A 26045-nucleotide genomic window follows, 5' to 3' on the forward strand; every position below is an offset into this window, starting at 1 on the left:
ATGGGCAAAGCGCCGCTAGCATGCCGTAACGGCAAATAAGCGGGGCTTGTATTGCGCGTGTGAAACCGCCACGATACGTCCAAATTAAGAAGCAGGAGACTCCGTATGACCGCAATTACACCCGCTGAACTCGCAACCAAAGTTGGCGAAAATATTGGCGTATCGGAATGGATTTTGGTGGATCAGGAAATGATCAATAAATTTGCCGATGCAACGGGCGACCATCAATTCATTCACATCAACGAAGAAATGGCCAAGCAGACACCGTTCGGTGGCACCATTGCCCACGGCTTTCTGACCTTGTCTTTGTTCCCGGTGATGAGCGCCAAGTCAGACTGCCCCAAGGTTGCGGGCGTCAAAATGGGCGTCAATTATGGCGGCAACAAAACCCGTTTTCTCGCGCCTGTTCGTTCAGGCAAGCGCGTACGCGGCCATTTCAAATTGCTGGAGCTTGCCGAAAAGCGCCCCGGCCAATGGCAGCAGACGTTGGAGTTCACTGTCGAGATTGAGGGCGAGGAAAAGCCCGCACTTCAAGCTGAATGGATCAGCCAGTTTTTCGTATAATTTACATTTTAAGGAACCACTCACATGCGTGACGCAGTAATCGTATCCACCGCCCGTACCGCCATTGGTAAAGCCTATCGCGGCGGGTTCAACGCAACATCGGGCGCAACGCTCGGCAGCTATTCTTTGAAGGCCGCTGTTGCGCGCGCTGGCATCGAAGGTGGCGAAATCGACGATGTTCTCTGGGGCTCCGCGCTGCAGCAGGGCACGCAAGGCGGCAACCTTGCACGCCAGGTCGGACTGCGCGCTGGACTGCCCGTTTCGGTATCGGGCATGACAATGGATCGCCAATGTTCATCGGGCCTGATGTCGATTGCGACTGCGGCCAAGCAGATCATCGTCGACAATGTCGATATCATGGCTGCGGGCGGACAAGAATCGATCTCGCTGGTGCAAACGAAGGAAATGCGCGTTCAGCCAGACCGCGAATTGATCGAAATGCACAATGCCATTTACATGCCGATGCTGCAGACCGCCGAAGTCGTCGCCAAGCGTTATATTGTCAGCCGCGATGCGATGGACGAATATGCCCTGCAATCGCAGCAGCGCACCGCCGCCGCACAAGCCGCTGGCTATTTCGACGCCGAAATCGTGCCCGTGACCACGACCATGAACGTCGTGAACAAGGAAACCGGCGAAGTCAGCCAAAAGGAAGTGACCATCGCCAAGGATGAAGGCAATCGCGCAGATACGCAGCTTGCCGGTCTGCAAGCGCTTCAGCCTGTGCTTGGCCCTGACATGACGATCACTGCTGGTAACGCAAGCCAGCTGTCCGACGGTTCATCCGCCTCCATCCTGATGGAAGCAAAATTGGCGGAGAAAAAGGGTCTGAACCCGCTTGGCCGTTATGTCGGCATGGCGGTTGCAGGCACAGAGCCAGACGAAATGGGCATTGGTCCCGTATTCGCAATCCCGAAATTGCTGCAGCGTTTTGGCCTGAAGATGGACGATATCGGTATCTGGGAATTGAACGAAGCATTTGCCGTGCAAGTCCTCTATTGCCGTGACAAATTGGGCATTCCAAACGAACTGCTCAACGTCAATGGCGGGTCGATTTCGATTGGCCATCCTTATGGCATGACGGGCGCACGTTGCACGGGCCATGCCTTGATCGAAGGCAAGCGTCGCGGTGCGAAATATGGCGTTGTCACCATGTGCGTTGGCGGTGGCATGGGCGCCGCTGGCCTGTTCGAAATCTTTTAATCGCAAATAAGGAACAGCCGCATGTCCGCCATTGGTGTAATCGCGACGCTCACCGTCGCCGAAGGCAAGAACGAAGATTTTGAGGCTGTTTTTGCAGAATTGTCTGCAGCGGTTCGGGCCAATGAACCGGGGAATGTATTTTATACGCTCACCCGGTCACGGTCCAACCCGCAAGTGTACAAAGTGCTTGAGCAATATGCGGATCAGGACGCACTGACCGCGCATGGCGCCAGCGACTATTTCAAGGCCGCTGGACCCAAGCTGGGCGCATGCCTCGCTGGCGCACCGGATATTGAGTATCTGGACGGGCTGTAGGGCTTAAAACCTCTATTGGGCCGTGAACGCATAAATCTCACCTTCGCGGTTTGAGGCCATTTTGTTCAGTGCAAGGAATTCTCCGTAATTCCTGTCACCGTAAATTTGTCACCGTTATTCCCGCATGTGCATACCCTCTGCGTCCTATGCGCCTCTGCGTGCAAAATGGACACGCGCAGAGGCGCGGAGGGAGGGGATGTAAACATTCCCCACCCCCGTCACCCTGAACTTGTTTCAGGGTCCATTTATCCTCTCTAGCTCTGGGCGTGGTGCACGATGGACCCTGAAACAAGTTCAGGGTGACGAAGTGGAAGGATGACGGCCCGCACCTGCTCAAATTACCGTGACAGTGCACTAAATCATGGAATTCCAGCAACAGGTGCATTGCACCACGCGCGATGGTGAAATGGCCCTTCACTGGCCAGCGTTCGACTGCGGCGTTAATATGCAAGGTCATCGCTGAAAACCCGCAGAAATCGGTGCTTCGCAAAATGCCATTAAGCAGCTCCAAAAAAGGAGCAAAATTTCGTCGCTCAATTGTGCTTGGCTATCCAGTCTTCCACGATAGGCGCAATTTTTTCGCGCCATTTGCTGCCGTTGAAAATGCCATAATGGCCGACTTCTGGCACCATATGATATTTCTTAAACGCCGCAGGCAGGCTGGTCGCAATATTCAACGCAGCCTTTGTTTGGCCCAATCCGCTGATATCATCGCGCTCACCTTCAATCGCCAGCAAGCCGATATCGGTGATCGCAGCAGGATCAACCAGCTTACCGCGATAGTTGAATTCGCCCTTGGGCAGCAAATGACGCTGGAAAACCGTATCAACGGTTTGCAGGTAGAATTCCGCCGTCATATCGCACACCGCGCGATATTCGTCGTAAAACTCCTTATGCCGATCCGCACTTTCACCATCGCCTTTTACAAGGTCAGAGAACATCGACCAATGGCTCATCATATGGTTGCCCAAGTTCATCGACATAAAGCCCGAAAGCTGCAGAAAACCAGGATACACACGGCGGCCAGAGCCCTTGTAATAAGGCGGGACTGTCGCGATCACATTTTGCACGAACCATTCATGCGGACGCTGGGTCGCATGGTTGTTCACCGCCGTTGGCGCTTCGCGGGTGTCGATCGGTCCGCCCATCATCGTCAATGTGCGCGGACGCAGCGGGTGATCTTTCGCAGCCATAACCGCCGCGGCAGCATAAGCTGGAACCGATGGCTGGCAAACGGCGAGCATATGTGCGCCGCGCCCACCCGCGTCTGGGCCAAGGAATTCTAGCCACTCAATCAGATAATCAATGTAGGTTTCAAGGTCGAACCCGCCACCCGTCAACGGCACATCGCGCGCATCTTTCCAGTCGGTGATGTAGACGTCATGCGTACCCATCATCCGTTCGACTGTGCCACGCAGCAACGTCGCAAAATGCCCGGACATCGGCGCGCAGATTAGAAGCCGTGGCTTTTCGCTACTGCCTTCGTAAACGAAACGCTTCAGTTGGCCAAATGGCTTGCGCGCGACATTTTCTTCTTGAACGCCCAAGGTCTTGCCTTTGATGACCACTTCTTTCAAACCGAACGCTGGTTTTCCGCGTGGCAAAACCGAATGGGCGAAAACCTCAAGCGCCGAAGCCGCCACCGGGGCCATTCCGCCATAATTGAACGGCGAAGGCAGCGCGCTGAGCCATTCTGCCTGTTTCTGCGCGACCCAGCCTGCACCGGCAAGCCAGCCGCGTTGAAGGTCATATCCCGTATAAAGCATATTCAGGCCTTTAAGTTTCGCGGCGGTAATATTCTGCCGCAATAGCCTGTTGCTTTACGCATTTATTGTGCATTGCACCATAGGAAAAGCGTTTACATCCTCCGTAGCGGATTGTTACCCGTCCAGCGCACTGCTAGGCGGGCGCGATGACAAACGATTTTTCCGAAGCGCAAGCCATAACAACATCCGAAGAAGCTCCGGCCGCCAAGCCTAAGCTTAACTTTGGCAGTTTGCGCATGATCGGTCACTTTACCATCCGCTATCCGCGCCAGATCATGTTTGCGCTGCTGGCGCTGGTTGCAGCAGCCGCGTCTACGCTTGCCATCCCTTATGGTCTGCGTCTGATCATCGATGAAGGCTTTGTTAAAAATGGCGGTGATCCTGCGCCTTATTTCTATTTGCTGTTGGGCATCGTGGTTATCATCGGCGTTTCGACGGCGTTCCGTTTTTACTTCGTGAGCTGGCTCGGCGAGCGCGTGGTGGGCGATATTCGTGTTGCGGTGCAGCAAAATCTATTGCGTTTGGCACCACGCTTTTTCGAAGAAAATCGTCCGGGGGAAATTGCCAGCAGAATGACCGCCGATACGGCGATTATTGAACAAATTGTCGGCACCACTGTGTCCGTTGCATTGCGTAATATCTTCATTGGCGTGGGCGGTGTGTCCTTGCTATTCGGCCTTGCTCCAAGCCTGACCATATGGTTGCTCGCGGGAATTCCAGTGGTCGTCTTGCCCATTGTATTTCTGGGGCGGCGGCTGGAAAAGGCTTCGCGCAAAAGCCAGGACAATGTCGCCAGCGTCGGTACGATCATTTCAGAAGCACTTGGCGCGATCAAAATTGTTCAGGCTTTTGGACAGGAAAGCCGCGAAGGCGTAAGATTTGCCGATGCTGTCGAAGGGACATTTGCGGCTGCAAAAAAGCGTATAAGGTTGCGGGCCTTTTTGACCGCACTTGTAATGGCGCTGATATTTGGCGGTATCACATTGCTCGTTTGGGAAGGCACGGACCAAGTTAAAGAAGGCGTCATATCTTCGGGAACATTGTTCGCAGTCGTCTTGTACGGGGCATTGGTTGCTGGGTCATTTGGGGCGCTGACTGAAGTATATGGCGACCTTGTGCGCGCCTCAGGCGCTGCGTCGCGGCTCGCCGAATTACTGAATGAAGTGCCAGAGATCGCACCGCCTGCTAACCCAGTTGTTATGCCGCCAGCACGCGGGCAATTGGAATTCCAACATGTTCGCTTCCGCTATCCCACACGACCCGACGTTGCGGCGCTTGATGATTTCAGCCTGAAAGTATCACCGGGGGAAACGGTTGCTGTTGTGGGGCCGTCAGGCGCGGGCAAATCAACTTTGTTCCAACTGGCAGAGCGTTTTTACGACCCTGAAATCGGTACCGTCCGCATTGATGGTGTCGCGCTGACCAGCGCAGATCCTGCCGAATTCCGGCGCCGCATATCGTTGGTGCCGCAGGATACAGTGTTGTTTGCAGCCTCCGCGCGTGACAATCTGCGCTATGGCCAATGGGATGCCAGCGACGAGGCGATATGGGCGGCGGCAGAAAAGGCCAATGCGGCAGGCTTTTTGCGTGAACTGCCAGAGGGTCTGGAAACATATCTCGGCGAAGGCGGTGCGCGGCTTTCCGGTGGCCAGCGCCAGCGTCTGGCCATTGCCCGCGCCTTATTGCGCGATTCGCCAATCTTGTTGCTCGATGAGGCCACAAGCGCGTTGGACGCCGAAAGCGAGAAGCTGGTTCAGGACGCGCTGGAGCGCCTGATGGTTAACCGCACCACAATCGTGATTGCACATCGGCTCGCGACGGTGCGTTCTGCCGACCGCATCATTGTAATGGATCAGGGCAAAATTGTTGAAGAGGGCGATCATGCCACGCTGAGTGCCGCGGGCGGATTATATGCTCGCCTCGCCAGCCTGCAATTTGATGCTTAAAGGGATGAAACTGCTCGTTCCGTCAATTTAAGCAATGATATCAGGTATCAGTTGGTCCTCTAGACGCATGATACGGTCCTTCAAAACCAGCTTTTTCTTTTTCAGACGCGCGATTTGAAGTTGGTCAATCAACGTCTGAGCGGAAAGCGCCCGGATGGAATCGTCGAGATCCCGGTGCTCAATCTTCAGTTGTTCCAGTTGCTGCTGATAGCCGTCGTCGTTCATACACCTTTCTAAACAGACTGGAGCGAACAAGTCATCGTGAAAAATGGGCGCTGGGCGAGGGCTGACCTTTGTCAGCGACCGGACGATCATTATCGACAAGACTCCCATCAGTATTCGTGATTTACTCCTTGGTTCAGAGAGTCGTGTCTCAGATTGAAGGAGAATGATGTGCATCATAATCATCTGTCCGCGCTTCGTAACAAGCATGCCGAACTCGAACAAAAGCTGGAGCGTGAAGAAAGCAGGCCGTTCCCCGACAGCAGAACCATTCTCGATCTAAAAAAACAAAAGTTACATCTTAAAGACGTTATTCTGCATGAATCGGCATTAACTGGTTGACTACGAATAATTTGATACGGGGTATCGCTTGCCCTTTCGGTCTCTGCTAAGTGCAGCCTATGGAAAGCGCTACCCGTTCTGCCCGCAATATCCTGACAGGTCTGCACGAGGTGATGGCCTCGAAGAACCATGCCCAGGGTAAGCTGAATCATGTGGTCAACATTATCGGTGAAGCGCTTTCGAGCGAAGTGTGTTCAATTTACTTGTTGCGCGATGGCGCACTTGAGTTGTTTGCCACGCGCGGGTTGAACCAAGCTGCCGTGCACATTACACGTTTAGGCTTAGGTGAGGGCCTCGTTGGGACAATTGCTGAAAATGTCGAAACGCTGAACCTGGATCAGGCGGCAGCACATCCGAATTTTCGCTACGTCCCAGAAACGGGGGAAGAACGCTTTCACAGTTTTGCCGGTGTGCCCATTGTCCGGTCCGAACGGGCCGTCGGCGTGCTCGCGGTCCAACATGTCGAACCGCGTAAATATGAAGAGGTCGAAATTGAGGCACTTCAAACCGTCGCCATGGTGTTGTCGGAACTCATTGCCAACGCAGGCCTAATTGACGAACCAAGCAGCCGGGGCGGAAGTGACACGGGCACTATTAGCCTCACAGGATTGCCGCTTGTTAAGGGCGCAGCGGCTGGCGTTGCTATTTTTCACCAGCCAAATGTCCGCATTGAGCACACAGTTGCTGAAGATATCGAAGCCGAACGCCAGCGTGTATACTCCGCCTTCGATAAAATGCGTGAGCAAATCGACCGTATGACCAGCCAGATAGAGTTTGGTACAGGCGGCGAACATGAAGAGGTCATCGCGACATACAAAATGTTCGCATATGATGAGGGCTGGAGCCGCCGGATCAACGAAGCCATTGACAGTGGCCTAACCGCAGAAGCAGCCATTGAACGCGTTCAGCAACGCACGCGCATGCGCATGCGGCAGATCGACGACGCGCTGCTTGCCGATCGCATGCATGATTTGGAGGATCTGTCGAACCGTTTGCTGCGCATCGTTTCCGGGCAAATGAGCACTGCGGCGCAGCTTGGACTCAAAAAAGATTCCATCCTTATCGCGCGCAATTTGGGTCCCGCAGAATTGCTGGAATATGACAAAAGGCGCCTGCGCGGTGTGGTCTTAGAAGAAGGCTCATTAACCGCACATGTGGTAATCGTGGCCCGTGCCATGGGCATTCCGGTTCTTGGCCGCGTTCGCGGTATTCGTCATAAGGTGCGCGACGGCGACATGCTGTTGCTAAACGCTGACGAAAAAAGCGTGATCGTGCGCCCGTCGTCTGCGGCAGAAGAAATATTTCAACATGATCTTATTGATCGGCAGAAGAAAAAAGCGCGCTATGCCGCGATGCGCGATGAAGCATCCGTCACTAAAGACGGGGTGCCCGTTACGCTGATGATGAACGCCGGCTTGCGTGATGACATGTCGGCTTTGGCGACAACCGGCGCTGAAGGTGTTGGCCTTTTCCGGACCGAGTTCCAGTTTCTGATATCGGCGACATTGCCGCAGCGCGAACGGCAGCAGCGTTTTTACCGCGATGTCTTAGACGCCGCCGGCGACAAGCCAGTCATTTTCCGCACGCTGGATATCGGCGGAGACAAGGCTCTACCCTATCTTAAGGACGAAACGAACGAAGAGGAAAACCCTGCGCTGGGCTGGCGCGCGCTCCGGCTGTCGCTCGATCACGCCGGATTGATGAAGGCGCAGGCTCGGGCGTTGATTGAGGCAGCAGCCGGTCGCACGCTCAACGTCATGTTCCCGATGGTTTCTGAGCCATGGGAATTTGACGCAGCCAAAGCCATTTTCGACGGTCAGATTGAGTTTCTGGAACGGCAGAAAAAGATATTGCCAAGCAAAATCCGTTATGGCGCGATGCTAGAGGTCCCGGCCCTGGCCGAGACCCTCGATATACTTCTGCCCAAGATTAATTTTCTGTCGATTGGGACCAACGATCTAACTCAATTCCTTTTTGCCGCCGACCGCGCTGATCCGCGCTTGGCAGAACGGTATGATTGGCTAAGTCCCGCTATTCTGCGGTTCATCCGGCGGGTCGTTAAAGCAACCGAGGGCCACGACGTCGACGTCGCGGTTTGCGGGGAGATGGGTGGACGGACGCTTGAAGCACTTGCCCTCATGGGTATTGGCATTCACCGACTATCGATTACACCAGCTGCCGTTGGACCAATTAAAGCCATGATCCGTTCCACAAACCATGCTGATGTCCGTGCAAAAATGGAAGAGTTGCTGAATAGCCCCACAGAGAATTTGCGCGAACAATTGACGACTTGGGCAGTTGGTCAAGGAATTGAAACCGGATAATTTAAGGTCCCTTAAATATCTGATTATCTGTAATTAACATTGACATTATGCATTTGATGCTCATTATCATGACGACTGCACGGAGATGTGAGGGGGCGGGTCGTGGAGATTGCAGTGGACGAAATTCCTCGTGTGGAAGAGGAACCTATTACTGTAGCTCAAGAACTCAAGGCCGCCCGTGAACGGATGGGCATGACCCTGGTCGAGCTTGCCGCCGAAACACGCGTGCCCATGCGACATTTAGAATCCATTGAGAAATCCGAATTCAGTGCGCTACCGGGACAGACATATACTGTCGGGTTTGTTCGATCTTACGCCCGCGCGCTTGCCCTAGATGATGTTGCGATTGTGAATGCGTTACGCGCCGAATTTTATAGCGGTGGGCATGAAAGATATGAGGCACCGCTCCAGAATTACGAGCCAACGGATCCCGCACGCGTTCCTTCCAAGACTTTGGCGTGGACGGCTGCGGCAGTTGCGGCGATGGTTTTGGTCGGTTATTTGATTTTCAGGAGCTACGCATTAGCGCCAACTGCAGCGCCGCAAACGCCAGCGCCAGTGATCACAACAGTGCCGGCAACGACAGCGCCCAATCCGGTCGCCACTGTGAATGACGATACATCCGCTGCGAATGTCGGCATGGACGAACAAACTCCTCCATCACCCCCACCTTTGGCAGCCACCCCAAATCCGTGAGCCCTATTATTACGTGCCGAAATGCCGATTAATTTCAATTTTTTTACACCCAAATGCCGTGTTGGCCTTTATCGCGGGATTGCAGTAAGCTATACCCGTGATTAGAGCTTTTTAAAGGGAAGTAACCCAATGTATCTTCGGCGCGTTATCCTTGGCGGTGCAGCTTTCGCACTCAGCGCACCCGCAATTGCGCAAGACGCCAATATCGATGGAAGAGTTGGCAAACTTGAGAAGGAGATGCGGGCGGTTCAGCGCCAGGTATTTCCCAATGGCGCCGGAAAATTTATCGAGCCTGATATCCAGACACCTACAGCGACAACTACATCAGCCAGCTCGACCACTGCAACGGTAGATCTGACCGCGCGTGTGGATGCGTTAGAGGCGCAGCTTGCAACCCTGACCGGGCAGGTCGAGTTGCAAGGCAATAATATGCGCGGACTTGAAGGCAGACTGAAAGCCATCGAAACACAACTGGCAGCCCGAGCCGCATCGCCAGTTGAAACAATTGTGCCAACCGCAACGCCAACAGCGACGGCGACAGCGCCGAAATCCAAAGGCGGCGCAGCTCCCACAAAGCCTGTTACAACCGCTAAGGCAAACCCAGCCCGCGTCGCCGCGGTTGCCGCTATCGAACGTCCCGCAAGTGGCGATGCGTTCGAAGACGGCTACAATTATGGCTACCGCTTATGGGAAGCCAAATTCTATCCAGAATCACAAGCAACCCTTGAAGAAATCGTCGCGAAATTTCCGAAACATAGACGCGCCAGCTATGCACGCAATTTGCTGGGCCGGGCATGGTTGGATGACAAAAAGCCAGCCACCGCAGTGAAGGTTTTTTACGAAAATTATAAGGCTGACCCTCGTGGTGACCGCGCGCCGGATAGCTTGCTTTTCTTGGGATCGGCTTTGACTGACCTTGGAAAGGCAGCTGAGGCATGCGAAGCCTTTGGTGAATTGGCGAAGGCATATCCTGATGCGGCGACAGGCCGCTTGGCCGAACGCCTCACATCAAGCAAAACAAGGGCGAAGTGCAAGTAACGCTGAAGCCGGTCTTTCTCGACCGTTTTAGGGCTGCGCTTTGCAGGCTAGGCTGTGCTGATGATCGCTTATTATGCGCGGTCTCGGGTGGCCCAGATAGCCTTGCCCTTTTGCTGTTGGCGCAGCAAATTTTGCCCGGCAAATTGGTTGCCGTAACCGTAGACCATCAATTGCGATCGGATTCCGCCAACGAGGCGCAGGTTGTTGCAAAAATCTGCCGCGATCTTGGCGTGTCGCATATCATTTTAACACCCGATGAGAAGATAGTGGGTAATCTCCAGTCGTCGGCGCGCACAGCACGTTACGCTTTGCTGGAACGCGCAGCTGATGCAGAAAATTGCCAGCACATTGCCACGGCGCATCATGCCGATGACCAATTGGAAACCCTGCTGATGCGATTGGCGCGCGGCAGCGGCGTCGATGGGTTGTCGGGCATTCGCGCACGCAATGGACGGGTGGTCCGGCCGCTTTTGGAATTCACAAAGGCGGAGCTTATCGACATCTGTTCCAGCGGCGGCATTGAAGCGGTCAACGATCCCAGCAACGCAAATATCGATTTTGACCGGGTCGCGATGCGGCGCTGGTTAGCCAGCACGCAGCACCCATTTCCTGCAACCCGCGCTCTGCGCACGACAAGCGCATTGGCCGACGCATCTGATGCATTGGTCTGGATGACGGACACGCTGGCCGCGCAGAGAATACGCCAAGAAAATGACATTATCATCTGTAAGGCTAGCGACCTGCCTCGTGAATTGAAACGACGGCTGTTAATCCGCTGCCTGAGGAAGATGGACTCCAATCTAGCCCCGCGTGGTGACGCAATTGATCGCTTGTTAACTGACCTCGAAAATGCGCAGGCTTCCATGATTGGCAATATCAAATGCCTAGGCGGAGCTGATTGGCAGTTTTCCAAAGCGCCACCTCGGCGTGCTCAAGAAAACAGCCTTTAATTTTGCCAATCCCTATATTGTCATTCACGCATTCGACCCTACATTAACTTATTATCTCCACGTATTTAGCGCGGGGACAGAACAAGGCAGTGATGATGAACGACGAACAAGAACCCAAAAGCAACCCGATGCTCCGCAACTTGGCCATTTGGTCCGGGATCATTGTGGCGCTTTTGCTTGTAGCCTCGATATTCGGTGGTTCGTCAGAATCTGCGAAGGGCATCAGCTATTCATCGTTCCGCGACAAGGTTGAGGCAGGCGAAGTCAAATCTGTTGCGATTGCGCCTGAGCGTATCAGTGGCAAGTTGCAAAATGACGAAGCATTCGTCACCGTCCCCATTCCAGGCGATAATAGTCTATATCCTCTGCTTGATGAAAAAGGCGTCGATGTTCAAGGCAAGGCCGAAGAACAGCCGAGCCTCATTCTGATCCTGTTATATCAAGCGTTGCCGTTCTTGCTCATCCTTGGCATCGCATTCTTCGTTTTGCGGCAAATGCAAAAAGGCGGCGGCGCAGGTGGAGCCATGGGCTTTGGCAAGTCGAAGGCAAAATTGCTGACTGAAAAACATGGCAAGGTAACGTTCGATGATGTCGCCGGCATTGACGAGGCCCGCGAAGAGCTTCAGGAAATCGTCGAATTTTTGAAAGACCCACAAAAATTCAGCCGCCTTGGTGGTAAAATCCCCAAGGGCGCTTTGCTTGTTGGTTCGCCGGGTACCGGCAAGACTTTGCTCGCACGCGCAATTGCTGGCGAGGCTGGCGTACCGTTCTTCTCGATCTCTGGGTCTGACTTTGTCGAAATGTTTGTGGGTGTTGGTGCAAGCCGCGTGCGCGACATGTTTGAGCAAGCAAAGAAAAACGCACCTTGCATCGTGTTCATCGATGAAATCGACGCGGTGGGCCGCAGCCGTGGCGCTGGCCTTGGTAATCAAAATGACGAACGCGAACAGACATTGAACCAGCTTTTGGTCGAAATGGACGGATTTGAAGCCAATGAAGGCATCATCATCGTTGCTGCAACCAACCGCCCCGATGTCCTTGATCCAGCATTACTGCGCCCCGGTCGCTTTGACCGTCAGGTTGTTGTGCCGCGCCCGGATATTGATGGGCGCGTCAAGATTCTCGCCGTGCACATGAAGAAAGTGCCTTTAGCACACGATGTCGATGGCAGAGTCATCGCACGCGGAACGCCCGGTTTCTCGGGTGCTGACCTTGCCAACCTTGTGAACGAAGCCGCATTGCTTGCCGCACGTCGTGGCAAACGACTAGTCGCTATGCAAGAATTCGAGGATGCCAAAGATAAGGTGATGATGGGCACCGAACGTAAGTCGATGGTCATGACCGAAGATGAAAAGAAAATGACGGCCTATCATGAGGCCGGCCATGCAATCGTGTCGATCTATGAAGCCGCATCTGACCCGATCCACAAGGCAACCATCATTCCCCGTGGCCGAGCCTTGGGTATGGTCATGCGCCTACCAGAGAGGGATAATTACAGCTATCATCGCGATAAAATGCACGCCAACCTCTCCGTATCCATGGGCGGACGCGTGGCGGAAGAATTGATCTTCGGCTATGACAAGGTCAGTTCAGGCGCATCCAGCGATATCCAATATGCAACCAGCTTAGCGCGCGACATGGTCACCCAATGGGGCATGTCGGATGCGATGGGGCCGCTACAATATGAAGAGCGTCAAGAAGGATATCTTGGCTACGGCATGTCACAGCGATCAGCTATGTCGGATGAAACAGCACAAAAGATTGATGCCGAAATCCGCAAGCTGGTTGAAGGCGGGCATAAACGAGCGACCGAGTTGCTGACGACGCATAACGAACAATTACACCTTCTTGCCAACGCACTTCTGGAATTCGAAACGCTTTCGGGCGACGAAATCAACCAGCTTTTGGAATCAGGTAAATTCGAACGTGACGACGGCAAGGTAGTTAAGCCCTCGTCCATTCCAACGGTAGGTACAGCCATCCCAAAAGCGGGACGCAGCAAGTCTACGCCAGTCGAAGGCGCAGCGCCACAAGGCGCTTAGTTTTCAGCTTTTATTCGCGGCCTCAACGCACTATCCCCCATGGGGAGAGAGTTGAGGTCGCCGTTTTCCCTGCTAAATAAGCGCCAAAGATGAGGAGCGAGCAGCATGCCCCGCCCGCCGCTGGGCCGCGTGGAACGTCGCGCGATTTTTGGATGACACAGAATCTCTCCAGCATTCCCAAGCGGAACTAAAGCCACAAAAAAGAAAAGGCCCGTACGAGCCGGGCCTGATTCATTCCACAATGATTGGGATATTACCGGTCGTAATCGCGCTGCATACCAGCCCCGCGAGCTGGGGCAGCGGCGGTCAAACGAAGTGCCTCGGCAGACAGGCTGATCGAGCCGACTTCATCGGCTTCTTCATCCTCATCAACCTGAACCTTCTGAAGCGACTGCACGAGGCCTTCTTTCAACTGGTCAGGGCGAACAGTTTCCTCAGCGATTTCGCGCAAAGCAACGACTGGATTTTTATCCCGATCACGATCAATGGTCAGTTCAGCGCCACCAGAGATTTCGCGCGCACGCTCGGCGGCGAGTAATACAAGGTCAAACCGATTGGTGATCTTGTCGATGCAATCTTCAACAGTAACGCGTGCCATATTGGCTCCTGATTCTTCGTATTTTTCGGAAAGTTGCCTGCGCCTAGATATAATGGGCCAAAATGTCAATGAAAAGGGCAGGTCGCTTGCCGTGCGATGCGCAAAGCGGTATTGCCAGCAACATGACAGTGCAATCAGGCAAGCCCGGGTTCCCCGGAACGCACTTTCAGGTCGCGGGCCATGAATTGCACTTAGTTTATCAGCCGCAAGATCGACTCAACGCCGTTTTGCAGCTCATCGCAGTGGCGCAAAAATCGATACACATGTTTTTCTACATGTTTTGTGCCGACGAAACCGGCCGGCAAGTGCGCGACGCGCTCATTGCGGCGGCGAAACGCGGTGTGCACGTGCAATTGATTATCGACAGTTTTGGGTCAACGCAGGTGACCAATCGGTTCTTCGACGCTTTGCTTGATGCGGGCGGCAACTATCACAGTTTCAGCACCCGCAAAGGCTTTGGTTACCTGATCCGCAATCACCAAAAAATGCTGATCATCGACGGCGCACATGCGCTTGTAGGTGGCTTCAACATCGCCGATGCCTATTTCGGACGTGCTGGCGACGATAGCTGGGAAGATCTTGGCATAATCGTGTCTGGCCCGCAGGCGCAGCGGTTAAGCAATTATTTCGAGGATATGGCGCAAGCGTCAAATGACGGCGACGTCCGCTTCCGGCAAATCCGCAATATTATTCGGCAATGGCGACCGGGCATTGGTCAAGTGCAATGGTTATTGGGTGGACCAACCAACCGGATTTCCCCATGGGCGCTCACGTTCAAGCGATCATTGGATACAGGCAAGAGATTTGACATTGTTTCCGCCTATTTTTCGCCGTCCCAATCCATATTGCGCCGCCTTGCTAAGACCGCCAAGCGCAACAAGGGGTCCCGCCTCATATTGGCTGGCAAGACCGATAATGGGGCAACGATTGCAGCCGCACGCGTGCTTTATCGATATCTGATACGCCGCAAAACTGGGATTTACGAATATCAACCACGTCCACTTCATATGAAGCTCATGGTCATTGATGACACGGTCTATATCGGCTCAGCCAATCTGGATGTCCGCAGCATGTTTATCAATTTAGAGATTATGGTGCGCATCAAGGATGCAGCGCTCGCTCTGCATATGCGTGCACTGATTGACGGGCTTGCCTCCCAGTCGGAAGCGCAGACACGGATTTTGTTAAAGAAGCGGGACACTATTTGGAGCCGGTTTAAGTCCGGCCTTGCCTATTTTCTTGTTAATACAGTCGATTACACGATTGGTCGCCGGATCAAATTCCGCCTAATCCGCAACCGATAGGGTCCTGCCCCATGTTCCCTATCAATCTGCTCCCCCCAGCTTGCAATCTATTATGTATCGGTCCTATGCAGCTAATATGGCAAAGCTAAGCAACGGCACTATTTCGGTTATTTTTGTGGCACAGCGCACGGAACTGGACGCCGACGGTTACGCTAGGGCTGCCGCGATGATGGATGAGCTCGCCGCGCATCAAGATGGCTATATTGGCATAGATTCGGTGCGTGGCGCAGATGGACTTGGCATCACCGTCAGCTATTGGGCAGACGAAGCACGCGCAAAAGCGTGGCGCGATCATCCTGATCACGCCGCAATGCGCGAGGCGGGCCGGAACCGATGGTATTCAGATTACAGCCTGCATGTGGCGCAAGTGACCCGCAGTTATGATTGGAAGAAGCCATGAGCGCGGTTCAAACAATTCCCAGTAGCCGTGTTGTCGTGCTATTCCTCGTGATGCTCGTTGCCGCGGCGGGCAATACCGCAATGCAGTCGGCCCTTCCCGCGATCGCCAGTGAATTGGATATGCCCGACGTATGGGTCAGTCTGGCCTTTAGCTGGTCTGCGTTATTATGGGTTATTACTGCACCCAAATGGGCACGCCTGTCGGATCGCCGAGGCCGCAAGCAACTGATGAGCGTTGGCGTGATCGGCTTTGCTGCGTCCATGGGCTTGTGCGGATTGGTGCTCTGGCTTGGACTGGCGGGCCTCATTGGCCCCGTTGTGACGTTTATCCTGTTTGCATTATTCCGCAGCCTTTACGGCGGTTTTGGCTCGGCTGCCCCACCCGCCGTTCAGGCCTATGTCGCGGCCCGAACCGAACGCGCCGAGCGCACCAAGGCGCTATCAATGCTTGCATCCTCTTTTGGCGTTGGCACCGTGATTGGCCCTGCAACCGCGCATTATTTCCTGTTTCCGCCGTTTGGCTTGGCCGGGCCACTCATCATGTTTGCCGCCTTTGGGGTGGCTGTATTGATTGCGTTACATGTTCAATTACCCAATGACACCCCGCGGTTTGAGGCGCGCGGCGCCGTTGCAGCTTACCCAAATTCAGCTTCCGTGAATTCGCCGGATGCTGAAGAAGTTGATGGTGATGCGTTGGGATCAGTGTTGCCTAGCAGCGAGGTCCGTCTGCCATGGCGTGATGAACGCATGGCATCCTGGCTGATTGCAGGTCTGATCGGTGGCCATGCGCAGGCAATCATTTTGGGCGTGGTGGGTTTTCTCGTGCGTGACCGGTTGGGATTGCATGATCGTCCTTGGGAGGCGGTGCAAGCCAGCGGCTCGGTTATGCTCATTGGCGCAATGGCGACCTTGTTAGCTCAGTGGGGCCTCATCCCGATGCTCTCACTTGCTGCGAGAAGTTCCGTCCTCTTGGGCGCGATTCTCGCCTTACTGGGCACAATCTTGACAGGCGTCAGCCATGATTTTTATGGTATTAGCACGGGCTTTGCCATTGCCTCGCTCGGCTTTGGGCTGTTCCGACCGGGCTTTACCGCAGGCGCATCCTTGGCGGTCCATCGGCATGAACAAGGGGACGTTGCGGGCAAAATCGCCTCGATCAGCGGCGCGGCCTATATTGTCGCGCCGGCGGTTGGTGTTGCGTTGTTCAATTACTGGGAACCCGCCACATTCATTCTGATCTCGGTATCGCTGCTATTCCTGATCATTTGGGGACGGCGCGCTTTGATAGTACCTGAAATCTAAGGTCCGGAACCACCGACGGCTGTCATCATTCCTAGCAAGATAACGGTGATACGGAATTTGGATAAAAAAAGGGCCGACCGAAGCCGACCCTGAAAAAGTCTTTAGGAGAGGATGCCTATAAGGCTTTACCCATATGGTTGGGTTTCATTTTTTGTGCAAGTGCGAACAGTGCAATAGCTGTTGCAAATGATGCAACTATTAATTATAAGTTTAAGCTGAATTTCGCGACATTTATACGATTGCGAGATCAAAATATTTTTGTTGCAGTGCGGCAAAATTAGGAGATGATATGCGCAGATTGCCCCCCTTACGCTCACTGGAAGCCTTTTTACGCGTCGCTAAACTGGGTTCGGCAAAAGCGGCCGCGAGTGAACTCGCTTTATCTCCACCTGCACTAAGCCGTCGTATCAAGGCGCTGGAAGACTTCATCGGTAAATCCCTGTTTGACCGCCGCGCACAAGCGATGGTCATTAATGCGGATGGCGAGGCACTTCTCGCGGCCGTTGAACCCGCAATGGACGCAATGGCTGAGGCGGTTGACGAACTCGCTGGACGTGGCGGGGAATATCGCCTGCGTCTGGGTCTTTTGCCGCTTTTTGGCTCGCAAAGGCTTATTCCGCGCTTACCTGAACTACGTAAGGCGTTTCCAAAGCTACATATCGATGTGGACACATCTGGTCATGCCGAAAATCTGCTGGGTGATGTCGTCGACGCGGCCATCATCATCTCAGCAGACGTCGACCCCAAGCTTTACAGTGTCCGGTTAGACCGCAACCTTGTTTACGCCATCGCCTCTGAAAAATGGGCGAATGAGCATAATGTCGAAAAGCCTGAGGACCTCGCAAAGCATACCGTCATGGTTCACAGTGACATGCCTATGATATTTGACGCATGGCGACAGGCCATGGGGGTCCCCCGCCTGAAGCCGGCTGCGATCGACAGCCTGGATAGTGGCGCATTAATGTTGGAGGCGGCTGCAAATGGTCTTGGCGTTGCGATCATGCACGGAAGCCACTTTTCTGACGCGCGCGACCCGCGCCTGACACGTCTTTTCAATACAGAAGTAGAAAGCCCATATAGCTATTACTTCGTGTGTCGCCCACGTGCGCTGAAGCAGCGAGCCGTAAAAATCTTTCATGACTGGTTGTTGAAGTCAGGCGTATAAATGCGCGTGTTTCCTTAACGCCTGTGCGTGACATTCAGTCAATTTGGCTCTCCCTGCCCGTTTAAACCGGATCTGATTTGCATTTCCGGACTGGCGACCGTCATCATCAACCGATTGCGATGGAGCGAAGCACTTGACCCAGTCGGCGGTGGACGTCATTGCGGTAGTATGACTCAAGACGTAGCCGATATGAATTTTGAAACCGCGCTGCGTGCGCTAGAAGACATCGTCCATAAGTTGGAAAGCGGTGAAGCGCCGCTCGATGAGTCCATAGCGCTGTACGAACGCGGCAATGCTTTGCGGGCCTTGTGCCAACAGCGGCTTGATGCGGCAAAGGCGCGCATTGAGGCCATAGTGCAAGGGCCTGACGGCACGCCAACGGGTACAACAACATTCGATGCCGGATGAGCAATATGGCTGCGCAATCATCCTTGTTACAAGACGCACTCGCGCAAATTGCAGCGGACATTGATCACGAATTTGACACGCTTCTAACGCTGCCTGGTGATGCGCGGGACCGTCTATATGCCTCCATGCGCCACGCGGCGATTGGCGGCGGCAAGCGCCTCCGTCCGTTGCTTGTGACCGCAACCGCGGCTCTTTTCCACGCGGACCGTGCGGTTGCATTGCGCGTTGGCACGGCTGTCGAAGCCATTCATGTTTACTCTTTGGTGCATGACGACTTGCCCTGCATGGATGACGACGACATGCGACGGGGCAAACCGACAGTGCACCGCGCATTTGATGAGGCAACCGCAGTTTTGGCCGGCGATTCCCTGCATGCTTTGGCATTCGAAATACTTGCGAACTCGCAAACGCATAGCGACCCGTTCGTGCGCGGTGAACTAATCTCAACACTGGCTTTAGCAAGCGGCCCAGAAGGCATGGCCGGCGGGCAGATGATGGATATTGAGGCCGAGAAATCGGTTGTTGATTTGCAAACGGTCATGCGCTTGCAAGCGCTGAAGACAGGCGCACTTATCGCTGCCAGCGTCGAAATGGGAGCGATATTGGGGCATATCCCACCTGAAGGCCGGACACATTTACGCGGATATGCGCGCGATATTGGCCTCGCCTTTCAGATTGCCGACGACATCATGGATGTTGAAGGTGATCCAGAACTAGCTGGCAAAGCGCTGCAAAAAGACGCGGCAGCCAATAAAGGCACATTTGTATCTCTGATGGGCCTCGAACGCGCCAAGCAGCAAGCGGAAATGCTTGTGCAGCAGGCCAACGACCATCTATCGAGTTATGGCGCCGAAGCCGATCTTTTACGCGCCATTGCAAATTATATCACCGAAAGGGATCGCTGAATGACACACCGGATTGGCGTATATCCCGGTACATTTGACCCTATCACCTTGGGCCATATGGACATCATCCGACGCGGCGCGAAACTGGTGGATGAGTTGATCATTGGTGTAACCACGAACGCTGCTAAATCTCCAATGTTTTCCGATGATGAACGGATTGCAATGGTCGAGCGTGAAGTCGCCAGCATCGGTTCGACGCATATTCGCGTGGTGGGATTCAACTCGCTGCTGATGGATTTCGCCGAAGCCCAAGGTGCAAGCATCGTCATTCGGGGTATTCGGGGCGTCACAGATTTCGAATATGAATATCAGCTAACGGGCATGAACCGCCAGTTGAATGATCGCGTCGAAACGCTGTTTTTAATGGCCGACGTGTCTCTACAACCCATTGCCTCGCGGCTGGTGAAGGAAATTGCGATTTACGGCGGCGAAATTGGAAAATTTGTGACGCCCGCTATTCGCGACGAGGTCGTTGCCCGCGTGCAAAAGTTGGGCAAAAAAGCCGGTTAAACGCTAAATTGGTTTGCGTCGCTTGCGTTCCGTAGGTTTTGGAGTCGGTGGTAGTTCTAGATATTCCTCCGGCACATAAATGGCATAGGTGGCCAAACGGACTTCACGGACGAACTGGAACAGGCAAGCCGACAGCAACACCAGCGCCAGCATGAACAACGCCACGGCGACCCAAGCAGCATGCGTGTTGGTAAGCCCTAACACAAATAGCGCGACAATCATGACGCACACCGAAATGGCAGACAGCACCGCAAATAATATCGACGAACCAACGACGCGCATGCGCTTTTCGATGATACGCAATTCCCGCACGACACGTTCATGCGCAGCGCCTTTCGTGTCAGCATATTGACGCTGCAAATCGCGTGACCGATCAACAATGCGCGATAGGCGGCCAGTCAAAACATTGAGGAGGCTGCCTACCGCGACCAGCAGAAACGCCGGCGTCAGCGCCGTCTGTAAAACAGAAATGACGGCGGCAAGATCGGGACCAAATTTACCGTCCATTTTGCTTCTCTACCGCCAGGGCCCGCAAATCAGTCTTCAGTAATTTGCCAATATGGCTGCGCGGCATTTCGTCGATGGTGTAGAGCACTGAAATCCGCTGTGCCTTACCAAGCTGCCCGTTCACACGCGCAAGTATCATGTCAGGCGAAGCCGCCGCGTCCTTCAACCGCACAAAGCCAACCGGCGTTTCGCCCCAATTATCAGACGGCACGCCCACAACAGCAGCTTCGGCCACTTCGGGCTGCGCCTCCAACAATTCCTCTAGGTCTTTGGGATAAATGTTGAACCCGCCAGAAATGATCATATCCTTGGCGCGGCCCACGATTGAGACGAAGCCATCCTCGTCCACAATGCCAATATCTCCGGTTTTTAACCAAATATTGCCATCCTCGTCGCGCCACTCCATCTCACGCGTTTTTTCTGGCTGATTTTTGTAACCCGACATCATGGTCGGTGACCGGCCGGTAAGAACGCCTTTGGAGCCGGCGGGCAGGCGATTGTCGTCATCGTCCAATACGATCAGTTCATGGCCCGTGACGGGTTGCCCCACGGTATGTAATTTATTGGGGTGGTGATGCGCCTGCAACATGCAAACAACGCCCCCTTCGGTCATACCGTAAATCTCGACAAGGCCGCCTGGCCAGCGTTTAAGCACATTGGCCTTCAACTCCGCCGCAAAGGGCGCGCTGGTGCAAAATTTGACGATGAAGCTGCTGAGATCATAGTCACCGAAATTGGCATGTGCCATTAACCGTTGGTATTGCACCGGAACGAGCATGGTATGTGTGGTCTGATCGGTCTGCGCATGTTCAAGATAGGCCAGCGCATCAAATTTCTCCATGATCCGCGCAAAACCGCCATGACAGACCGTTGGCAGGAATACCGCCAATGTCGTGTTCGAATATAAAGGCGTTGAGACCAAAGACCGCGTATCGCGATTGTAGATTGACTTGAAACCGCCCGCCATCTGGTGCCAACGCATGCCGTGCGAATGGATGATGCCCTTGGGCGTTCCCGTGGTGCCACTCGAATAAATGATGTTGAATGGATCCGTTGCAGCGGGCCGCGGCGCGTCAAATGTCGCGCCCGCCTCTGCCATCCAGTCGGTCAGGGCAGGATGATCGGCAACGGGCTTGTCGAGCATGACAATTTTGACATCGCCCAGCGCGACCCCTTTTATGTCCGCCAGTTTCGCAGCATCGACGAACAAATGCATCGCACCGGAATCTTTGAACATCGCGGCCAACTGCGCGGGCGTTGCCGACGTGGTCAATGGCGCAGCACAGCCGCCTGCGCGCACAACGGCAAGATACACCAACGCATATGGAATATTGCTTGTCCCCAATATGGCAACCGCCTGACCCCGCTGAAGGCCGTCGCGCTGTAGCTGTACGGCGATCCGCGCTGTAGCTTGCGCAACTTCCCGCCATGTCAGTTCGGAAATGCTATCGGCCAGCGCGCGTGCGTCCGGCTTTTCCTCGCTCCAGGCACCAATAAGAGCACCGAAATCACCAAATGATTTTTCCAGTTCGGTATCGATAAACATGTAAATTCCCGTCTCCCGTTCGCCGGTTTATCTGCAGACTTAGCGCGTTATAAAAAAGTTTCATTGCCTAATTTTCAATAGCAATTTCGGAGTTAAGATTCCTATCAGTGCCAACCACAAAAGACTGTGGAAAAACGTCGATTTTGGGGCACTTTCCCTTGGGTTTCTTGGGCTTTAGGCCTACAGTACCCAGATGACTGAAGAAACAACGGAAACCCCGCAATTCAACGCCTCTGCGGACAGCGCAGCCAACCCCAATCAGAATGAATATGGTGCCGACAGCATCAAGGTTCTGAAGGGCCTCGATGCGGTTCGCAAGCGCCCTGGTATGTATATTGGCGACACGGATGACGGCAGTGGTCTGCATCATATGGTGTTTGAAGTTTCCGATAATGCCATCGACGAGGCACTGGCGGGGCACTGCGACCTTGTGCTGATTGAACTGAACCCCGATGGTTCGGTTTCCGTCGAAGATAATGGCCGTGGCATCCCAACGGGCATGCACAAGGAAGAAGGCGTTTCGGCGGCTGAGGTCATCATGACTCAACTGCACGCTGGCGGCAAGTTCGAGAACACGTCCGACGACAATGCCTATAAGGTATCCGGCGGCTTACATGGTGTTGGCGTTTCGGTGGTGAATGCTCTGTCCGAGTTTTTGGAACTTACCATCTGGCGTGAAGGCAAAGAGCATTGGATGCGTTTTGAGCATGGCGATGCCGTAGGTCCTTTGGTTGTGCGCGGTGACGCGCCCATGGTCGATGGCAAGCCCAAAAAGGGCACGCGCGTGACCTTCATGGCGTCCACCAACACATTCAAAAACGTGCTGGAATTTGACTTTGACAAGCTTGAGCATCGGTATCGCGAACTCGCGTTCTTGAACTCCGGTGTCCGCATATTACTACGCGACAACCGGCACTCCGATGTCAAAGAACATGATCTTTATTATGAAGGCGGCATTGGCGCGTTCGTAAAATATCTGGATCGCAACAAGGCGGCGTTGCTGGCCGACCCTATAACGATCACATCCAACCGCGACGGCATCGGTATTGACGTCGCTTTGGAGTGGAACGACAGCTATTACGAAAACGTATTGTGCTTCACCAATAACATCCCGCAACGCGACGGTGGTACCCATTTGGCAGCGTTCCGCTCGGCGCTCACGCGCACCTTGAACAACTATGCCGAGAAGTCGGGCGTGTTGAAAAAAGAGAAAGTCACGCTGACTGGCGATGACATGCGTGAAGGGCTGACTGCCATTGTGTCGGTCAAGCTGCCTGATCCCAAATTCTCGTCGCAAACCAAGGACAAGTTGGTCTCCTCCGAAGTGCGCCAGCCGCTGGAAAGCCTGATGGCAGACCGGATGAGCGAGTGGCTGGAGGAAAATCCCGGCCATGCGCGCACGGTCATTCAAAAAGTAATCGACGCCGCCGCCGCCCGCGAGGCAGCTCGGAAAGCACGTGAGGCCAGCCGTAAATCGGTGATGAGCGTAGCGTCCCTGCCCGGTAAGCTTGCCGATTGTCAGGAGAAGGATCCCGCCAAGTCCGAACTGTTCCTGGTCGAAGGTGACTCGGCAGGCGGATCAGCCAAGCAAGGCCGCGACCGTCATTATCAGGCGATTTTACCACTCAAGGGTAAGATCCTGAACGTAGAGCGTGCACGCTTTGACCGGATGCTGTCATCAAAGGAAGTAGGCACGCTCATACAGGCCATGGGTACGGGCATTGGCCGCGAAGATTTCAACATTGAGAAATTACGTTATCACAAAATCGTGATCATGACCGACGCTGACGTCGACGGTTCGCACATTCGCACCTTATTGCTCACATTTTTCTACCGCCAGATGCCCGAGATCATCGAAAACGGGCATCTCTTCATTGCGCAGCCGCCCTTATACAAGGTGGCGAAGGGCCGCAGCGAAATCTATGTGAAAGACGACAAGGCTCTGGACGACCATCTGGCCGAGCTTGGCCTGAACGGCGTTGTTTTGGAAGGCGCAGGCGGACAACGCGCCGGTGCCGATTTAGGCGCCTTGGTCGACCATGCACGCCGTATGCGCAGCCTGATGGCATTTGTGCCGCGCCGTTATGACCCAACGATTGTGGAGGCCATGGCGCTCACGGGCGCGCTGGACCCCGAAGCCACCGACCGCACCGCTGCCGTTGCCAAGGCTGCCGCGTGGATGGCTGCACAAGATGTGGAGGGCAAATGGTCCGGACGCGTGTCCGAAGATGGCGGCTATCATTTCGAACGCCTCTGGCGTGGGGTGACCGATCATCACATCATTGAAGCCGTATTTCTGATGTCCGCCGAAGCACGCAAACTGCACAAGTTGGCGAGTGAAGAGACAGCTAGCTACGAAACTCCAGCGCGCCTCGTCAAAGTCTCCGCTTCGGCAGCAGAAGCGGTGGACGAGATAGAGAGCGATGAAGATGCTGGCGACGCTGTTGGCGATCAAGCCAAGCGCGCAACCACATCAGTGAGCGTCGGTAACAAGGGCGCGATAACCCGTCCGTCCGAATTGCTGGAGGCGATATTGATTGCTGGTCGCAAAGGACTGTCGATTTCGCGGTACAAGGGTCTTGGCGAAATGAACGCGGAACAATTGTGGGAAACCACGCTTGACCCCGATCATCGCTCTTTATTGCGCGTGGAGATTGACCAGGCCGACCTTGCCGACGACATTTTCACTAAGCTGATGGGTGAAGTTGTTGAACCACGACGCGATTTCATTGTCGAAAACGCGCTCAATGTCGCCAATCTGGACGTTTAGGGTCACGACCTTAAGCGCTCGGATCACCGCACGCTTCGGGCGGCATAACGCTGGGCCGTTCGAATATTGAAATGATTTGAGTATGTGCCTTCCCTGATTGAGGAGACATTATGCACAGAGGCGGGTTTTTCATGATGGCGTTGCTTGCAGTGCCCGTCTTTGCGCAGGCAGGCGACAACCGTGTCGAAATCGGCACTGGCATGGCCAGCTATTATGGCGCCGAATTGGGTGGGCGCCGCACGGCGAGCGGCGAACGCTTTGACCCGAACGCCATGACCGCCGCCCACCGCACTTTGGCATTCGGCAGCCGCGTTTCCGTTACAAACTTGGCGAATGGTCAGGAAGTCATTGTCCGCATCAACGACCGCGGCCCTTGGGGCAAATCGCGTATTGTGGATGTGTCCTACGCGGCAGCCAAGCAACTTGGCATGCACCGCAGCGGTACGGCTAAGGTTAAGCTTGAACTGCTGAATTAAACAATGGCAGCGCGCTGCCATTCGGGCAGTTGCAACGCCTGCATATCATCCACACGGCGTAACTCCACCGACAGGCCAAGTTCAGTATAGGCGCACCGCTGGCGGCTAAGGTCGGCCTGTTCCAACGGCAATACCACCAACCGCCGATTGACCTTTTGCCGCCAGTTCATGCGCGCGGTGTTTTCCTGCCCGACATAACAGCCCTTGTTAAACGATACGCCATTAAGCTCCGCAGCGTTAGCCTCAAGCCATAAGGTTTGCTCGCTTCCAAGCTCGGCCATACCTTCAGTGATGCCCAAGGCTAGCCGATGCGCGCGATATTCGGCGCTGACGTCCACATCATCTGCTGCGGGTGTAGCAAGCCATCGTTCGCCCATATCGGGATGACGCGGGTCACCGTTGCCGTCTGCATTCCAAAAGACCGCAGTGGCCGGGTCAATTGCAATCGCAATTTTTCTCCGCAACCGGTAGATTGACAGCCGTCGCACAAGCGCCTCTGCCTGTATGCCCTCACAATCGATAAGCACATCGTCACCATCTGCCCATAACAGGAAATCGAATAACGCCTTGCCTTGCGGGCTCAACAGCCCTGCCCATAAGGGCATCAAGGCTGCGGTATCTTGCGTCACCAGCCCTTGCAGGAATTGACGCACATCTTCGCCTGCTTCGGTGGGCGACAGACGGACAACATGACGGTCATATAGACGGGTGTTTCGCATAGGTGACAGATAGGGGGATGAACGCTTA

25 protein-coding genes are annotated in these 26045 nt (G+C 54.4%); 19 read left to right on the forward strand and 6 right to left on the reverse strand.

Going from position 1 to position 26045, the window contains the following annotated elements; all coding sequences use genetic code 11:
• Window positions 1-105 precede the first annotated feature (105 nt).
• From ACILP4_RS04865 to ACILP4_RS04875, 3 genes are read left to right on the forward strand one after another with little or no spacing between them, the layout of a single operon-like run.
• Window positions 106-564, forward strand: coding sequence for a MaoC family dehydratase (locus tag ACILP4_RS04865; protein ID WP_395619626.1), 459 nt, complete (start codon window positions 106-108; stop codon window positions 562-564).
• Window positions 565-588: 24 nt separating this feature from the next.
• On the forward strand, window positions 589-1767 hold the full coding sequence (locus tag ACILP4_RS04870) for an acetyl-CoA C-acyltransferase (protein ID WP_395619627.1): 1179 nt from the start codon (window positions 589-591) through the stop codon (window positions 1765-1767).
• Between the two features lie 21 nt (window positions 1768-1788).
• Complete coding sequence (locus ACILP4_RS04875; RefSeq protein WP_395619628.1) at window positions 1789-2082, forward strand: putative quinol monooxygenase; 294 nt, start codon at window positions 1789-1791, stop codon at window positions 2080-2082.
• 533 nt (window positions 2083-2615) lie between these two features.
• On the opposite strand, the gene ACILP4_RS04880 is transcribed toward ACILP4_RS04875, so the two are convergent.
• Entirely contained in the window at window positions 2616-3848 is a 1233-nt protein-coding gene (locus ACILP4_RS04880) for a polyhydroxyalkanoate depolymerase (protein WP_395619629.1), read from the reverse strand.
• A 146-nt stretch (window positions 3849-3994) separates the two neighbouring features.
• Here ACILP4_RS04880 and ACILP4_RS04885 point away from each other — a divergent pair, with 146 nt between their 5' ends.
• Window positions 3995-5794: an ABC transporter transmembrane domain-containing protein gene (locus tag ACILP4_RS04885; RefSeq protein ID WP_395619630.1), complete on the forward strand. Its 1800-nt coding sequence runs from the start codon at window positions 3995-3997 to the stop codon at window positions 5792-5794.
• Window positions 5795-5821: 27 nt separating this feature from the next.
• Here the strand turns inward: ACILP4_RS04885 and ACILP4_RS04890 are convergent, their stop codons facing one another.
• Window positions 5822-6019, reverse strand: a complete 198-nt coding sequence (locus ACILP4_RS04890; RefSeq protein ID WP_395619631.1) for a YdcH family protein — start codon at window positions 6017-6019, stop codon at window positions 5822-5824.
• A gap of 168 nt (window positions 6020-6187) precedes the next feature.
• Between ACILP4_RS04890 and ACILP4_RS04895 the strand changes: the two genes are divergently transcribed.
• From ACILP4_RS04895 to ftsH, 6 genes are all read left to right on the forward strand, one after another.
• Window positions 6188-6358, forward strand: a complete 171-nt coding sequence (locus ACILP4_RS04895) for a YdcH family protein (protein ID WP_395619632.1) — start codon at window positions 6188-6190, stop codon at window positions 6356-6358.
• 59 nt (window positions 6359-6417) lie between these two features.
• Complete coding sequence (ptsP, locus tag ACILP4_RS04900) at window positions 6418-8682, forward strand: phosphoenolpyruvate--protein phosphotransferase (RefSeq protein WP_395619633.1); 2265 nt, start codon at window positions 6418-6420, stop codon at window positions 8680-8682.
• 102 nt (window positions 8683-8784) lie between these two features.
• Complete coding sequence (locus ACILP4_RS04905; RefSeq protein ID WP_395619634.1) at window positions 8785-9378, forward strand: helix-turn-helix domain-containing protein; 594 nt, start codon at window positions 8785-8787, stop codon at window positions 9376-9378.
• 129 nt (window positions 9379-9507) lie between these two features.
• Complete coding sequence (locus ACILP4_RS04910) at window positions 9508-10416, forward strand: tol-pal system YbgF family protein (RefSeq protein WP_395619635.1); 909 nt, start codon at window positions 9508-9510, stop codon at window positions 10414-10416.
• A complete protein-coding gene (gene tilS, locus ACILP4_RS04915; protein WP_395619636.1) occupies window positions 10407-11366 on the forward strand; it encodes a tRNA lysidine(34) synthetase TilS in 960 nt (319 codons plus the stop codon). The genes ACILP4_RS04910 and tilS overlap by 10 nt, the downstream gene beginning before the upstream one ends.
• A gap of 95 nt (window positions 11367-11461) precedes the next feature.
• Entirely contained in the window at window positions 11462-13408 is a 1947-nt protein-coding gene (ftsH, locus tag ACILP4_RS04920) for an ATP-dependent zinc metalloprotease FtsH (protein WP_395619637.1), read from the forward strand.
• A gap of 253 nt (window positions 13409-13661) precedes the next feature.
• On the opposite strand, the gene rpoZ is transcribed toward ftsH, so the two are convergent.
• Window positions 13662-14006, reverse strand: a complete 345-nt coding sequence (gene rpoZ / locus ACILP4_RS04925) for a DNA-directed RNA polymerase subunit omega (protein WP_125229626.1) — start codon at window positions 14004-14006, stop codon at window positions 13662-13664.
• 62 nt (window positions 14007-14068) lie between these two features.
• On the opposite strand from rpoZ, the gene ACILP4_RS04930 reads away from it, so the two are divergent.
• The 7 genes from ACILP4_RS04930 to coaD all read left to right on the forward strand — a co-directional run bounded on the left by ACILP4_RS04930 (window position 14069) and on the right by coaD (window position 19999).
• Complete coding sequence (locus tag ACILP4_RS04930) at window positions 14069-15310, forward strand: phosphatidylserine/phosphatidylglycerophosphate/cardiolipin synthase family protein (protein ID WP_395619638.1); 1242 nt, start codon at window positions 14069-14071, stop codon at window positions 15308-15310.
• A 76-nt stretch (window positions 15311-15386) separates the two neighbouring features.
• Window positions 15387-15710 (forward strand): antibiotic biosynthesis monooxygenase family protein, encoded by a 324-nt coding sequence (locus tag ACILP4_RS04935; RefSeq protein WP_395619639.1) that lies wholly within the window; start codon window positions 15387-15389, stop codon window positions 15708-15710.
• Entirely contained in the window at window positions 15707-17011 is a 1305-nt protein-coding gene (locus ACILP4_RS04940) for an MFS transporter (protein WP_395619640.1), read from the forward strand. The genes ACILP4_RS04935 and ACILP4_RS04940 overlap by 4 nt, the downstream gene beginning before the upstream one ends.
• 289 nt (window positions 17012-17300) lie before the next feature.
• Window positions 17301-18176, forward strand: coding sequence for a LysR substrate-binding domain-containing protein (locus ACILP4_RS04945; protein WP_395619641.1), 876 nt, complete (start codon window positions 17301-17303; stop codon window positions 18174-18176).
• A 168-nt stretch (window positions 18177-18344) separates the two neighbouring features.
• Window positions 18345-18584: an exodeoxyribonuclease VII small subunit gene (locus ACILP4_RS04950; protein ID WP_395619658.1), complete on the forward strand. Its 240-nt coding sequence runs from the start codon at window positions 18345-18347 to the stop codon at window positions 18582-18584.
• A gap of 5 nt (window positions 18585-18589) precedes the next feature.
• Entirely contained in the window at window positions 18590-19489 is a 900-nt protein-coding gene (locus tag ACILP4_RS04955) for a polyprenyl synthetase family protein (RefSeq protein ID WP_395619642.1), read from the forward strand.
• Window positions 19490-19999 (forward strand): pantetheine-phosphate adenylyltransferase, encoded by a 510-nt coding sequence (gene coaD, locus ACILP4_RS04960; RefSeq protein WP_395619643.1) that lies wholly within the window; start codon window positions 19490-19492, stop codon window positions 19997-19999.
• A gap of 3 nt (window positions 20000-20002) precedes the next feature.
• Here coaD and ACILP4_RS04965 read toward each other — a convergent pair whose 3' ends face one another.
• Complete coding sequence (locus ACILP4_RS04965; protein ID WP_395619644.1) at window positions 20003-20506, reverse strand: DUF2721 domain-containing protein; 504 nt, start codon at window positions 20504-20506, stop codon at window positions 20003-20005.
• Window positions 20496-22052: a class I adenylate-forming enzyme family protein gene (locus tag ACILP4_RS04970; protein ID WP_395619645.1), complete on the reverse strand. Its 1557-nt coding sequence runs from the start codon at window positions 22050-22052 to the stop codon at window positions 20496-20498. Before ACILP4_RS04970 ends, ACILP4_RS04965 begins: the two co-directional genes overlap by 11 nt.
• 193 nt (window positions 22053-22245) lie before the next feature.
• Here ACILP4_RS04970 and gyrB point away from each other — a divergent pair, with 193 nt between their 5' ends.
• Window positions 22246-24822, forward strand: a complete 2577-nt coding sequence (gene gyrB, locus ACILP4_RS04975) for a DNA topoisomerase (ATP-hydrolyzing) subunit B (protein ID WP_395619646.1) — start codon at window positions 22246-22248, stop codon at window positions 24820-24822.
• Window positions 24823-24953: 131 nt separating this feature from the next.
• On the forward strand, window positions 24954-25298 hold the full coding sequence (locus ACILP4_RS04980; RefSeq protein WP_395619647.1) for a septal ring lytic transglycosylase RlpA family protein: 345 nt from the start codon (window positions 24954-24956) through the stop codon (window positions 25296-25298).
• Here ACILP4_RS04980 and ACILP4_RS04985 read toward each other — a convergent pair.
• Entirely contained in the window at window positions 25295-26017 is a 723-nt protein-coding gene (locus ACILP4_RS04985) for a YgfZ/GcvT domain-containing protein (RefSeq protein WP_395619648.1), read from the reverse strand. The genes ACILP4_RS04980 and ACILP4_RS04985 overlap by 4 nt on opposite strands.
• Between the last annotated feature and the right edge of the window lie 28 nt (window positions 26018-26045).

Origin of the sequence: Sphingorhabdus sp. (assembly GCF_044239045.1) — a bacterium.
Classification (GTDB): Bacteria; Pseudomonadota; Alphaproteobacteria; order Sphingomonadales; family Sphingomonadaceae; genus Sphingorhabdus_B.